At 66.0% G+C, this 13,574-nt stretch carries 11 protein-coding genes; 1 reads left to right on the top strand and 10 read right to left on the bottom strand.

Going from position 1 to position 13,574, the window contains the following annotated elements:
• Positions 1-3 precede the first annotated feature (3 nt).
• Positions 4-183: a PA3496 family putative envelope integrity protein gene (locus tag LE197_RS00770; protein WP_003092052.1), complete on the top strand. Its 180-nt coding sequence runs from the start codon at positions 4-6 to the stop codon at positions 181-183.
• A 199-nt stretch (positions 184-382) separates the two neighbouring features.
• Here the strand turns inward: LE197_RS00770 and LE197_RS00765 are convergent, their stop codons facing one another.
• The 10 genes from LE197_RS00765 to mexP all read right to left on the bottom strand — a co-directional run bounded on the left by LE197_RS00765 (position 383) and on the right by mexP (position 13,457).
• Positions 383-1,456, bottom strand: coding sequence for a class I SAM-dependent methyltransferase (locus tag LE197_RS00765; RefSeq protein ID WP_003092054.1), 1,074 nt, complete (start codon positions 1,454-1,456; stop codon positions 383-385).
• Between the two features lie 49 nt (positions 1,457-1,505).
• The gene (locus LE197_RS00760) at positions 1,506-2,957 is read right to left on the bottom strand and encodes an adenylosuccinate lyase family protein (protein ID WP_003092055.1); all 1,452 of its coding nucleotides are present in this window, start codon (positions 2,955-2,957) and stop codon (positions 1,506-1,508) included.
• Positions 2,957-4,390, bottom strand: coding sequence for an adenylosuccinate lyase family protein (locus LE197_RS00755; protein ID WP_003124274.1), 1,434 nt, complete (start codon positions 4,388-4,390; stop codon positions 2,957-2,959). The genes LE197_RS00760 and LE197_RS00755 overlap by 1 nt, the downstream gene beginning before the upstream one ends.
• Before the next feature lie 30 nt (positions 4,391-4,420).
• A complete protein-coding gene (locus tag LE197_RS00750; protein ID WP_003110004.1) occupies positions 4,421-5,407 on the bottom strand; it encodes an HOASN domain-containing protein in 987 nt (328 codons plus the stop codon).
• 32 nt (positions 5,408-5,439) lie between these two features.
• Positions 5,440-6,432, bottom strand: coding sequence for an HOASN domain-containing protein (locus LE197_RS00745; RefSeq protein WP_058202242.1), 993 nt, complete (start codon positions 6,430-6,432; stop codon positions 5,440-5,442).
• The gene (locus LE197_RS00740) at positions 6,368-6,571 is read right to left on the bottom strand and encodes a hypothetical protein (protein WP_226034122.1); all 204 of its coding nucleotides are present in this window, start codon (positions 6,569-6,571) and stop codon (positions 6,368-6,370) included. The genes LE197_RS00745 and LE197_RS00740 overlap by 65 nt, the downstream gene beginning before the upstream one ends.
• A gap of 306 nt (positions 6,572-6,877) precedes the next feature.
• On the bottom strand, positions 6,878-7,072 hold the full coding sequence (locus LE197_RS00735; protein ID WP_003092060.1) for a heavy-metal-associated domain-containing protein: 195 nt from the start codon (positions 7,070-7,072) through the stop codon (positions 6,878-6,880).
• A gap of 597 nt (positions 7,073-7,669) precedes the next feature.
• Positions 7,670-9,145 (bottom strand): multidrug efflux transporter outer membrane subunit OpmE, encoded by a 1,476-nt coding sequence (gene opmE, locus LE197_RS00730; protein WP_151155373.1) that lies wholly within the window; start codon positions 9,143-9,145, stop codon positions 7,670-7,672.
• A complete protein-coding gene (gene mexQ / locus LE197_RS00725; protein ID WP_003092062.1) occupies positions 9,142-12,303 on the bottom strand; it encodes a multidrug efflux RND transporter permease subunit MexQ in 3,162 nt (1,053 codons plus the stop codon). The genes opmE and mexQ overlap by 4 nt, the downstream gene beginning before the upstream one ends.
• Positions 12,300-13,457, bottom strand: coding sequence for a multidrug efflux RND transporter periplasmic adaptor subunit MexP (mexP, locus tag LE197_RS00720; protein WP_151155371.1), 1,158 nt, complete (start codon positions 13,455-13,457; stop codon positions 12,300-12,302). Before mexP ends, mexQ begins: the two co-directional genes overlap by 4 nt.
• Positions 13,458-13,574 lie beyond the last annotated feature (117 nt).

Genomic DNA, 13,574 nt, shown 5'->3' with positions numbered 1-13,574 from the left:
GTCATGGCAAAAGCCAAAGAAGAACTCGAGATCGACGACGAAGCCGGCGTTGAAGAGGATGACGGCGAGGAAACCAGCGTCGAGGTGGCCAAGACCAACCTGACCAAGCGTCGCATCATCGACAACCTGCTGGAAGAACGCCGCCTGCAGCGCCAGTTGTCGGACTACGACTTCGACCTGTGAGCAGCGCCGTCCACACCGCAAGCAAGCCCCGCAATTGGCGGGGCTTCGTTTTTCCGGCGGCCATGAAAAGCCCGCCGAAGCGGGCCTGAACACCAGTGCGATCGAGCCGAGACCGCCATGCCCAGCCGGCACGCGCCGGGCGGCGGCCACGGCAACCGCTATCCGACGGTCGCCGTCCCGGCCGTCCCGGATAACGCCCTCAGGGTCGCAGTTCGAACAGCGCCGGCAGCGGCGGCCACTCCGAAGGCACCTTGCGGAAGCGACTGAAGCCGGCGGCCTCGGCCATCTGCCGCGCGCGGTCCTCGCCCATGAAGGCGCCGAGACCCTCGCCGCCGTGGGACAGCGAACAGGTCATGCAATACAGCGTGCTCTGCGGGTACATCACGCGACCGAACAGGTTCATGTTCTCGTGCAGTTCCTGCGACAGGTTGAGTTCCACCATCAGGTAGGTCCCATCGTCGGCGGTCGACTCGCGCAGGTCCTTCATCATCTGCTGCGGGTCGGTCGCGTCGTGGATGACCACGAAGGTCGTGACGAAGTCGAACTTCTTGCCCGCCAGCGCATCGGAATCGCTGACCTCGAAGCGCACCCGGTCGCCGACCCCCGCGGCCTCGGCGTTCGCCCGCGCGCGTTCGATGGACGGCGCGTGGAAGTCACAGCCATAGACCTGGGCTTCGGGGAACGCCTTGGCCATCATGATCGCGGCCAGCCCGCTGCCGCAGCCGAAATCGAGCACGCTGCCACCCGCCTGGAGCTTTTCCTTGACGCCATCCAGCGAAGGAATCCAGTGTTGCACGAGGAAGTGCTTGTACCAGGGCATGGTCATGCGCTCCATGCCTTCCCAGGTTTCCAGCGGGAAGGATTCCTCGGGGCAACCGCCGCCGCAGCGGAAGGCCTCGATGATCTTCGGCGCCATGCTCACGAAGGGCACGCTCAACTGGATGATCCCGCCGGCGAAATAAGGCGAGTCCTCGTCGGCGAGCACCGGGACGAACTCGGCCGGCAACCGATAGCTCCTGCTCTGCGGATCGTAGGCCAGGTAGTTGCCGGTGACCATGCTGCCCAGCCATTCGCGCAGGTAGCGGGTGGTGTAGCCGGTCTGCTGCGCCAGCTCTTCCAGGGTCACCCATTGGCCATGGGCGAGCGCCTTGAACAGCCCCAGGCGGTCGCCGATGTAGAGCATCGCGCCGCGCAGGGTATTGCCGTAGTCCTCCATGATCCGTGCTGAAAACTGCTTGACCTTCGCGGTTTCGATCTCGTTAGCCTTTGTCATTCTTGTTCTCCGTTGATGTGCAGTACCGCCGCCTCTGGCGGCGGGTGATTCAGTGGTGGCTGGCGACCTTGTCCAGCACCTTGTCGACGATGGTCCCGGCCATGCCGAGATGGGTCCGCGGCTCGAACAGCCTGGCCAGGGTTTCCTTCGGCATGACGGCGCCCACCCGCGGATCCGACTCGAGCGCCTGGCGCATCGGAATCCGCTTGCGCTGGCAGGCCTGGGTGATCTCGAAGATGATTTCGTAAGCGCTGCTCTTGCCCAGTTGCTTGGCCATCTCGAAGACGAACGCCTCGGTACAGATCGCATCGCTGTATGCATTCGCCGTCCGCGCCATGGTCTCGTCGTGGACCGTGAGCCCGTCGATGGTGTCGGTCAGCAGCGACAGCGCCATCAGTGCATAGTGGGAAACGTCCGCCACCGCACACCATTCCAGGCGCGTGCCGCGGTAGTCCCGCTCGTGCTCGAGGATCATGGCGTCCAACGCGAGCAGGACCTGGGCCTTGGCCAGCCGGGCCAGCACCACGACCTGCTCGCAGCCTTCCGGATTGCGCTTGTGGGGCATGGTGCTGCTACCGATCTGCTGCTGCGTCCAGCCCACCTCCAGCTCGCCGATCTCCCAGCGGTTCAGGGTGCGGATCTCGTCGGCGATCCGCGCCAGGGACGCGGTGACCATGGCCAGGGTGCTGACGAACTCGGTAACCCGGTCGCGGGACACGTGCCAACCCGCCAGCGGCACGTCCAGCGACAGCCGCCGCGCGAAGCTTTCGAGCAGGAGCATGGCCTCGTCGCCGAAGGCGGCCATCGTGCCCACGCCGCCGAACAGTTGCACCACCAGGATCCGCTTGCGCGCCTCGCCCAGGCGTTCGCGGTGACGCAGCAACTCGTCGATCCAGCCGGCCACCTTCAGCCCGAAGGTGGTCGGCAACGCCGGGATCGAGTGGGTCCTGGCGACCATCAGCGCATTGCGGGTCCCGCTCGCCAGCACCGAGAGCCGGTCCAGGAGGATGTCCAGCGCCCGCTCCGTTTCATCCAGCACATCGCGCATTTCCAGGGACTGCGCGGTGTCCTGGATATCCTGCGTGGTCGCGCCGAAATGCACGTACTCGCGCGCGCTGGGGCTGCAGTTCCGTTGCAGCGCACCCAGCAGGGGCATCAGCGAGTGCCCGGTGCTGGCCACGCCGTCGGCGATCTGCTGCAGGTCGACGGCCGAAAGCCTGGCGGCCTTCGCGATCTCCAGCGCGGCCTCGGGCGGAATGACGCCGACATCGGCCTGCGCCAGCGCCAGCGCCGCCTCCACGTCGAGCCAGCGTTGCAGGCGGCAGTGGCTACAGAAGATCCGTCGGCTCACCGGACCGGCGTAGCCGCCGCCATGGGTTTTAGAGTCAACGATGTGACTGTGTTCGTGCTTGCAGGACGACTCGGCCGGTGCGCCGCCGAAGCTCTGCGGATGCGCGGTGCACGAGGAACGGGCAAGCATTTCCAGCGATTCAGCATCCATCACCTATCCTCCATCACGTACTGGGACTGACCGGTATTTCCTTGGGAAGAGGCGGCGCCTTCGGGCCTGTCGCCCGACGCGCCGGTTCGTGGTTTGCCGGCGACCAGGTCGACCATCTCCGCGGCGAGGCCGACGTAGCCGACGGGGTCGAGGAGTTCTTCGAGCGCCTCGGCGCTGAAACAGCCGCGCAACCTTGGCTGCCCGAGCAGCGCCTCGCGGAACGGAACGCCCTGCCGCTGGGAGGCCTGGGTTATCTCATGGAGCAGTTCGTGGGCGGTCTGCTTGCCGAACTGCCCCGCCAGCGCGAGCATGACCCGCTCCGACAGGATCAGCCCACCCAGCAGGTCGAGGTTGGTGCGCATGCGTTCCTCGCGCACCTCGAGCCCCTCGGCCAGCACCGCCTCCATGCGGGTCAGCAAGGCGCCGGCGTAGACGAACAGCTCCGGCAACGCCGCCCACTCGATGCGCCAGGCGGTGCCGTCGCGCTCGTGCAACTGAAACGCGGCATCGGTGAGCGCCACCATCTGTGCCCGCACCAGCCGCGACAGCGCGCTGACCAGGTCGACCGACGACGGGTTCCGCTTGTGCGGCATGGTGCTGCTGCCCACCTGTCCCGGCCGGCTGCCCTCGCGTACCTCGTCGATTTCGCTGCGCTGCAGGTGGTAGATCTCGTTCGCCACCCGGCCCAGCGTCACCGACACCTGGACCAGCAACCCGGCAACCTCCAGCACCCGGTCCCGGGCGCTGTGCCAACTGGTCGACGGCGCGCCGAGACCAAGCCTGGCCAGGGTTCGCCGCTGTAGCTCGAAGCCCTGGGCGCCGAACGACGCCAGGGTTCCCACGGCACCGGTCAGATTGCCGACCAGGACGCGTTCGCGCGCCTCGTCGAAGCGCGCCAGGTGACGGTCGATTTCATCCACCCAGACGGCGACCTTGTAGCCGAAGGTCGTGGGCAGCGCCTGCTGCCCGTGGGTGCGTGCAACCATCGGCGTGTGCTGGTGGCGCAGGGCGAGCGCCAGCAGATGGCCACGGATCGAGTGCAGGAGCCCGAGCGCATGGCCCCAGGCTTCCTTGACCTGCAGCATCAGCCCGGTGTCTAGGATGTCCTGAGTGGTCACGCCATAGTGCACGTACTCCCCCCAGCTACCCTCGCACAACCTCGCCAGGGCGCGGATGGTAGGCACCAGCAGGTGCCCTGTCTCCAGGCTTTCGCGGCCCAGTTGCATGAGGTCGAAGCGCTCCACCTGGGCGGCGCGGTCGATCTCCCGCGCCGCCTCGTGGGGGATGATGCCCATCTCGCCCTGGGTCGCCGCCAAGGCTCGCTCGACATCCAGCCACCTCCGCACCTGGTTGGTATCGGAAAAGATCGCGGCGAATGCCGGGGACGAGTAGGCGCCCCCGTGTATACGGGATTCCGTAATGTGACTTGGCATTTTCGAGTGCTCGCTTTGTCCCGGTGGAAGTCACTTGACGCTCTGCATCTCTTCCCAGATCGCGTCGTAATAGGCCCTTTCCACACGGAAGTGCTGCGATAGCGAGGTCAGGAACGCATTCTGGAACTGCACGTCCGGAATCCGCCGCGCGATGAGTTGCCATTCGCGCTTGGCCCGCGGCGGTACGAGGCTGATGTGGACCTTGTAGTACTCCGCCTGGTCCTCGCTCAGGCCGGCCTGGAGCAGGGCCCGATAGAGCTTTTCGTGGTTCCCCGGCACGACCAGTTCGGTGATGTAGAACACCGCCAGCCCCCAACCGACCTCGGCATGCCGGAAGGCACGGGCACGATTGTTCAGGTAGGCGATTTCCTCGGGCATCGTCGACACGGCCTGGAAGTCCGCCTCCAGGCCGATGGCCTCGAGCAGCTTGGCCAGCAGGCGCGGATGCGAACCCTTTTCGTCTTCCTCGCCCAACTCGCCATAGAGGTAACGCGCGAGCGCCGCGGCCTCGTCCACATCGGTCAGGTTGACCAACAGGTCGGCCGCATCGCGGTACAGGCGGAAGGTGCGGAACCACTGGTGACGGAGGAACACCTGGAGCTGCGCGCGGGAGGCCGAGCCGGAGAACACGTACTGCGACATCGGGTGCCGCTCGCGGGACTGCGCGGCGATTTCCTGTTCGAGACGCTTCTGGAAATCCTCCTCGGACAGCGCCCTGGAAAGATCGGCGGCGGGCATGAAACGCTCTTCGACGCGATAGATCGCCCGGGCCAGCCAGCGCCGGGTCTGGGCGGTCGCCACGTCGTCGCTCAACGAAAGGACGTAGAGCAACTGCTGGTACGCGGCATAGGCCTGGCGGTCGCCCTTGAGCCCTGCCTCGGCCAGCGCGGCCAGCTTGCTCGCGGCGCTATCGATCTGGCGGGAAGTAGCGTGGACGGCCAGCGCATCGGCAACGATGCGTGCTTCATCGATGGGCAGGTTCTGCAACTGCGGCAGGGAAAAATTGCGGGTATTCATCCTGTACTCCTTGTTCTTGTTCTGGATAGGCATCAGGCCATGGCCAGGGAATTCGCCTGCATCTGCTCCCAGAGCAGGTCGAAGTAGGCCCGGTTGATTTCGAAGTGGCGCGCCAGCGACTGCATGAACTTGCGCTGGAAGTCTTCGCTCGGCGCGAACTTGGCGATCAGCGCCCACATCTCCTCGGTATCGATCTCGTCCTGGGTGCCGTGCAGGCGATGGAACTCGCTGGGTTGCTCGGGCACGCCCAGGCGCTGCAGGAGTTCGTAGATACGCCGGTGGTTGACGCAGCTCACCGACTCGACCGCGTACAGGAGCGCAAGGCCCCAGGCGACATCGGTGTGCCGCACGCAACGGATACGGTTGTTGAGGTAGGCCTTCTCCAGCGGATGCAGCGCCGGGAAATCGATGCGCAGCGGAATGTCGAAGTAGGTCATCAGGTGGGACAGCAACGCGGGGTGCGAGCGCTCCGGCGTCTCCGCCCCGGCCTCGCCGTAGAGGTTGCGGTAGAACACCGAGGCGTCCTCGATGTTTTCGAAACGGAAGGCCAGCTCCGCCAGGAGGCTGTAGAAGTTGTAGGAACGGACCCAATGGTGTTCCAGGAAGAAGCGCACGTCCTCGACCGGCGGCGTGCCCTGGAACAGGTGGACCGACATGGGATGGCGCACCCGGCTGCGCGCCTCGATCTCGGCGTCGACCTTCTTGCGGAACTCCTCCACCGGGACGGCGCTGAAACCGGCCGGCTCGGGAGCGAAACGATCCTCGACCAGGTAGACCTGGCTCGCCATCCAGCGGCGGGTCGGCTCCGTATGCGGATCGCTGCCTACGTGCAGTTCCAGGAGCAACGCCTGGTACTGCGCGTAAGCCGAAGCATCACCGCCCAGGCCTTTGGCCGTGACCGCGAGAATCGCCTCGAGCGCGAGCGTGATCTGGTCCAGGGAGGCACCCGGTTTCAAGGCTTCAGCCAGGAGAGCCGATGCATTTCGGGCAGGTTCCGACATTGTCCGCTGGGGGCGGATATTCATATCGGAGGAAGAATTGCAGCATTGCTGTAACGGATTTGAAGTCATTTGGATCACCCTTGTTTTTGTTGTTGTGCGGGGCGACCGTAAAGCTTGCCACGGTGGCAAGGTCAAGCAATGCAGCGGCCATGTCGGCGGACAACGGAGTTCGCCGAAAGGTGCTCTTCGATAACACTGGATGCGCTGCGAAAAACCCCGATCTAAAGGCCTGCGAATCCATCGGAGAATAACTTTTAGGGTTTCCTGTCAGCGCCTCTTGCCGTTCACATAACTGTCACCTCGCGGCCGACTGAAATATTGATTTACAAATTCCAAAGAGTTCTTTCCACAATAGCCAAGCGCCATTGATGGCATATGGAACGCGGACTTCAATGAAAATCATTTTCCTATTGCCGGCACTGGGCGAAACGCTACTATCCGACCCTACGCCTGCGTCATGCCCATGCACTCAACGGCCCTCCGGATAACCGGCCTCGCTCAACGCCTCGAGGAATGCGTGCTTGTCCAGAGTGCTCTCGACCCTGGCCTCGCGCCGAGGAGGATCGGTCTCTACGCGCGCCTGGGGATCGACGCCGTGCAGGATACGGGTGACAGTCTTGGCACAACCGCCGCAGGTCATGTTCGGAATATGGAAAGAAAACATCGCAACCTCCTGGTTTGTTGACTCCTGCGAACCATGAGTCCTGCCATCGTGACAAGGTCAACTCATAAATCTCTCAGGCAAACCAAACTTTCAAAAATTCATATGAATAGTTCCAGAGGTTATTCCGCAAACTTAAAACAACGAGCAAAGCCAAGTTCGAACATATAGAACAACTCCGCCCGACAACCGAGATACCGCGTCAGCCAGCTCCACTCACCACTGAAGAACCTCTCGACGATATGTATTCGACGTCTCCGTGCGGCGCGAGCGCAGAGGCACAGGAGTGACTTCATCCAATAAGAAACGGCGGGCAGCCGGAACGTACCTGAAGAACAATGAGGAAGTAATACTTCCCCACTCTTCTGAACATTGAAGTCCCGAGCAGATACTTTCCATCTGCCCTCTTCACTCATCCATCTGAATGAACTACCGAAAAAGAGTTCGGAACCGACTTATCGATAAGGCGGACAGGGACGAGCGATCCGCGCCAGGCAATCCGTACTCCCGGGGTTCGCCAAATAACCGGAGGACGCGCCGCACGGCCCTCGACCTAGGCAGTCGAGCGAAGGCCGGCGGCCGGAAACCGCCGGCGGCTGATCAGGAGCGACTGTCGCGCTGCCGTGCCACGCCTGGAGAGGTATCGTCGGTAGCCACGCCACAGCGCCGCGCCCCCGCGCAGGCTTCCCAGCCACCACCCAGCGCCTTGTAGATACCCACGACGGCAAGGCGCTGCTCGGTGCGCGCGATGCTCAATGCGCGCCGGCTGAGGTAGTCCGAGCGTTCCGCCTCGAGCACGTCCAGGTACTCGCCGTCCCCCTGGACGAAGCGTTCCCGGGCCAGGCGCGCCGCCTCGCGATTGGCCGTCGCCTCGAGCAGGCGCAGGCGGAGCCTGTCAGCGGCAGCGCCATAGCCGTTGAAGGCATCATCGGTCTCCTGCAGGGCGCGCAGCACCGTCCGGTCGTAGAGGATCAATGCCTCCTGCGCACGGGCCTCGCTGGCGGCGATCCGCGCCCGCACGCGACCGCGGTCGAGTAGCGCCCAGCGAATCACCGGGTTCAGGACGTTGAAGGACGTACCACTCTCGTCCAAAGCATCGAGATTGCCGGCGACCAGGCCAATCGAGCCGCGTACCTCGACCCGCGGATACAGCCCCGCGGTCTCGACGCCGATACGTGCGGTCGCGGCCGCCAGGTTGCGTTCGGCCGCGGCGATGTCGGCGCGACGCGCCAGCAGTCCCGCCGGGTCGCCGACCCCGAGGGTGCGGAGCGTCAGCCTTTCCCCGGAGGCACGGGCGACCGGCGGGCTGAAGGCCTGCGGGGCTTCCGCGAGGAGAACGGCCAGCGCATTGCGGGTGGCGGCGCGGCGCCGTTCGAGGTCGGGCACGGCCGCCTCGACGTTGTGCAATAACGCTTCGGCGCGCAACCGGTCGAACTCGTGGGCGGAGCCGGCGCTGACCAGGCGTTCGACCATCTCCAGGCTGTCGCGCTGGTTGCCGGCGATGTCATGGACCACCGCAAGTTCGGCCTCGATGCCCTGTAGCTGGAACCAGGTCATGGCAACCGTAGCCGCGACGCTCGCCTGCACGTTGCGCAGCAGGGCCTCGCGCGAGCCCGCCTGCGCCTCGGCGGCCTCCACCGAGCGCCGCACCCGGCCGAACAGGTCGATTTCCCAGGAAGCATCCAGCGCGCCGCGATAGGTCTCGATGTCGCGCTGCTGGCCGGCCGGTGTTTCCACCTCGCCGCGCCGCCGGGCCTGGTAATCGAACGCCGGGCCGCCGCGCGGCAGGAACTCTTCGCGGTTCTCGCGCAGCAGCGCCTTCGCTTCGTCCAGGCGCGCGCCGGCAAGGGCGATGTCGAGGTTCGCCGCGAGCGCCCGCTGGATCAGAGACTCCAGGGCTGGCTCGTCGAACCCGCGCCACCACTCGACCTCCACGCCACCGCCATCGATACCCGCCGGCATCGCGCCGAAGCTGGCCGGTGCGGACGCGCTCGGCGGCGCATAGTCGGGCCCCACCGCGGCACAGCCGCCCAGCAGGATCAGCGCGCTCAACGAAGACCGCAGGTATGGGTTCATGGACGGCCTCCCTCCAGATGCGCCAGGCTGCCGCCGGCGCGTCGCTCCAGGCGCGCCGCCAGTGCCCGTACCAGTACGTAGAACACTGGCGTGAGGAACAGGCCGAACAGCGTCACCCCGAGCATCCCGGCGAATACCGCGACGCCCATGGCCTGGCGCATTTCCGCTCCGGCGCCGCTGGCCATGACCAACGGCACCACGCCGGCGATGAACGCCAGCGAGGTCATCAGGATCGGCCGCAGGCGCAGGCGGCAAGCCTCGACCACCGCCTCCAGCGCACGGGCGCCCTCGGCCTCCAGCGTGCGGGCGAACTCGACGATCAGGATCGCGTTCTTCGCCGCCAGGCCAACCAGCACCACCAGCCCGATCTGGACGAACACGTTGTTGTCGCCGCCCACCAGCCACACCCCGGCGATCGCGCTGAGCAGGCACATCGGCACGATCAGCAGGACCGCCAGCGGCAACAGCCAGCTGTTGTACTGCGCAGCGAGGATCAGGTAGGCCAGCAGCACGCACAGCGGGAAGATGAACAGCGCGCTGTTACCGGCCAGCTTCTGCTGGTAGGTCAGGTCGGTCCATTCGAAGGTCATGCCCTCGGGCAGCACTTCGCCGGCCAGGCGCTCCATCAACGCCACCGCCTGTCCCGAACTGACGCCGGGAAGCGCGCCACCGCTGATATCGGCCGACGGATAGCCGTTGTAGTGGATCACCCGGTCGGGACCGGAGCTGGGCGTCACGGTGACGAACGAGGACAGCGGCAACATCGCCCCGGCGGCATTGCGTACCTGCAGGCGCCCGATGGCTTCGGCCTGCATGCGGTGCGGCGCATCGGCCTGGGCAGTGACCTTGTAGGTGCGCCCGAAGCGGTTGAAGTCGTTGATGTACAGCGAGCCGAGGTAGACCTGCAATGCCTCGAACACATCGGCCAGGCGAACGCCCTGGCTCTTCACCTTGGTGCGGTCGACCACCACCTCGAGCTGCGGGGCATTGATATCGAAGCTGGTCATCAAGCCCCCGAGCTGGCCGGACTCAGTGGCCTTCATCATCAGCACCTGGGTCTGCCTGGCCAGGGCTTCCAGCCCGGCGCCGCCGCGATCCTCGACCTGCATCTTGAAGCCGCCGATGGTTCCCAGCCCCGGTACCGGCGGCGGTGGGAAGACCCCGAGGAAGCCGTCGGGAATGCTGGCGAACTTGGCTTGCAGGCGCCCGGCGATGGCCAGCGCGCCGAGATCGGCGGAGGTGCGCGATTCGAACGGGTCGAGCATGAAGAACATGACCGCGGCGTTCGGCACGTTGACGAAGCCGTTCACCGACAGGCCCGGGAAGGCCACGACGCTCTCCACCCCCGGCTCGTCGAGGCCGATCCGGGACATCTGCCTGACCACCGCATCGGTACGCTCCAGCGACGCTCCGTTCGGCAACTGGGCGATGCCGACCAGATAGTACTTGTCCTGCATCGGCACGAAGCCCGGTGGCACCGCCTGGAAACCGACCCAGGTCAGGCCAAGCAGGCCCCCATACACCACCAGGGCCAGGCCGCTCACCCGCACCACCTTGCGCACCGCGTTGCCGTAGGCCTCGGGGGCATTTCGCAACGGTCGGCCGAGGACCTGGAGCAGTCGCTGGAAGCGCCCCGCCACCGCATCTCCGGCCGGCCGCGGACGCAACAGCAGGCCCGCCAGGGCCGGGCTGAGGGTCAGCGAGTTGAGCGCCGACAGGATGGTGGAGATGGCGATGGTCAGGGCGAACTGACGATAGAACTCGCCCTGCAGGCCACTGAGAAAGGCCGTGGGGATGAACACTGCCGCCAGCACCGAGGTAATCGCCATGATCGGTCCGGTGACCTCGTCCATCGCACGCCGCGCGGCCTGGAGCGGCGGCTCGCCGTTCTCGATGTGGCGCTCGACGTTTTCCACCACCACGATGGCGTCATCGACGACGATGCCGATCGACAGCACCAGGCCGAACAGCGACAGGGTATTCAGCGAGAAACCCATCAGATGCATGATGGCGAAGGTGCCGACCAGCGAGACCGGCACGGCCATCAGCGGAATCAGCGAAGCACGCCAGCTACGCAGGAACAGCACCACCACCACCACGACCAGCAGGATCGCCTCCAGCAGGGTGGTGGCCACGGTCTGCAACGAAGCGCGGACGAACACCGTCGGGTCGTAGGCGATGCGCGCGCTCAGGCCGGCCGGGAAGTTGCCTTCGAGCCTCGCCACGGTGGCACGCACCGCCTCGGCGGTATCCAGCGCGTTGGCTCCGGGGCTCTGGACGATCTGCAAGGCCACCGCCGGTTCGCCGTCCAGCAGGCTGCGCAGTGCATAGGCATCGCCGCCCATCTCGATCCGCGCGACGTCGCGCAGGCGCGTCACCTGGCCGTCGGCGCCGGTGCGGACGATGATGTCGCCGAACTGCTCTTCGTCGCTCAGGCGCCCGAGGGTATTCACCGTGACCTGGAAGGCCGCGGTGGAGTCCGGCGCCTGGCCGACGGCGCCGGCCGCCACCTGGACGTTCTGTTCGCGAACCGCGGCGATCACCTCGCCCGCCGTCAGCCCGCGCGCGGCGATCAGGTCGGGGTCGAGCCACAGGCGCATGCTGTATTCGCCGGCGCCCCACACCACCACATCGCTGATCCCCGGCAGGCGCAGCAGTTCGTCGCGTACCTGGAGGTAGGCGTAGTTCGAGATGTACAGCGGGTCGTAGCGTTGTTCCGGCGACAGCAGGTGCACCACCATGAGGATGTCCGGCGAGGTCTTCTGGGTGACCACGCCCTGCCGCTGCACCTCGTCGGGCAGGCGCGAGAGCACCCGCGAGACCCGGTTCTGCACCTGGATCTGGGCCATGTCGGGATCGATGTGCTGGTCGAAGGTGATGGTCAGGATCATTCGCCCGTCGGTGGCCGACTGCGAGGACATGTACAGCATCCCCTCGACCCCGGTGATCGCCTGCTCCAGCGGCGTCGCCACCGTCTGCGCGATCACGTCGGGGTTGGCGCCGGGATAGGCGGTGGTCACCTGCACGGTCGGCGGCGTCACCGCCGGGTATTCGCTCAGCGGCAACTGGAAGAACGAAACGATACCTCCGATCATCATCAGCACCGAAAGAACGATGGCGAAGATCGGCCTATCGATGAAGAAGCGTGGGAATGTCATTGTGCGGCCCCCACGGTCTTCGACAGGTCGACGGGCGTGCCATCGATTTCCGCAAGGCGCGGTGTGATCTGCATGTCCGGCCGGACCAGGCCCTTGACGACGATGCGCTCGCCCGGCTGCAGGCCCTGGCGGACGACCCGCAGGCCTTCGACCATCGGGCCGAGTTCCACCGGCCGGTACTGGGTCTTGTTGCCTTCGTCGACGACCAGCACATAGCGCCTGCCCTGGTCGGTGCCGATGGAATGGTCGGCGACCAGCACCTGCGCGCGAGGCTTGCCGGTCTCCAGCCTGACCTTGGCGAACAGCCCCGGCGTCAGTTGCCCGTCCGGGTTGTCCACCACCGCCCGAACCCGGACCGTGCCGGTCCCGCGGTCGGCGGCGTTGGCGAGGAAATCGAGGCGACTGCTTCGTCCATAGGACTCGTCGGTGAGCAGCGCCACCTTGACCCTGGGGGCCTGCTCGCCTTCCCTGCCGCGGGTCGGCGCCAGGGCCTGCAGGTAGGTGCGCTCGTCGACATCGAAGTACACGTACAGCGGATCGACCGAAACGATGCTGGTCAGCGCGGTGACGCCATTGGTGACGTAGTTGCCCTCGGTGACCTGGATATGCCCGACACGCCCGCCGATCGGTGCCGTCACCCGCGTGAAGCCGAGATCCAGTTGCGCCGCGTCGAGGGCGGCCCTGGCCGCATCGACCTGGGCCTTGCTGGCATTGCGCGAGGCGATGGCGCTGTCGAGCCGCTCCCGGGCGACGACCTTCCGCGCATACAGCAGCTCGGCTCGCTCGTGTTCGGTGCGCGCCAGCAACGCCGCGGCCTCGGCCTCGCGCAGGCGTGCCCTGGCGGCATCCTGCGCCGCCTTGAACACGCGCGGGTCGATGAGGAACAGTTGCTGGCCCTTCTCTACCAGGCGGCCTTCCGGCACCGTAACGTCCTGGATGTAGCCGGCGACGCGCGGCCGCAGTTCTACCTGCTCGACAGCGGTCAGCGAGCCGGTGAACTCGGCGTAGGGTGTCACCGGGCGAACCACCACCTCGGCGACGGGAACGCTTGGCGGGGCGCTCGCCGCCCCCGGCGGCGCCGATTCCCCGCAGCCAGCGATAAGGGCCGCGACACCTAGCGTCGCGGTGATGCGGATGAAGTGTCTGAGATTCATTGTTGTGCCTTCCTGGTCTGAGCCTGCGTGGCCTGGCTGGACGAAACCGCTTCCGTGGCCGGTTATCGACCTTGACACCTTGGCAAGGTCAACCCCCCTTTTTTCCGACCTCATGGC

Source organism: Pseudomonas sp. PS1(2021) (assembly GCF_020405165.1).
Classification (GTDB): Bacteria; Pseudomonadota; Gammaproteobacteria; order Pseudomonadales; family Pseudomonadaceae; genus Pseudomonas; species Pseudomonas aeruginosa.
Note: the sequence above shows the minus strand (reverse complement) of the source record. Positions and strands in the feature narration are given on the sequence as shown.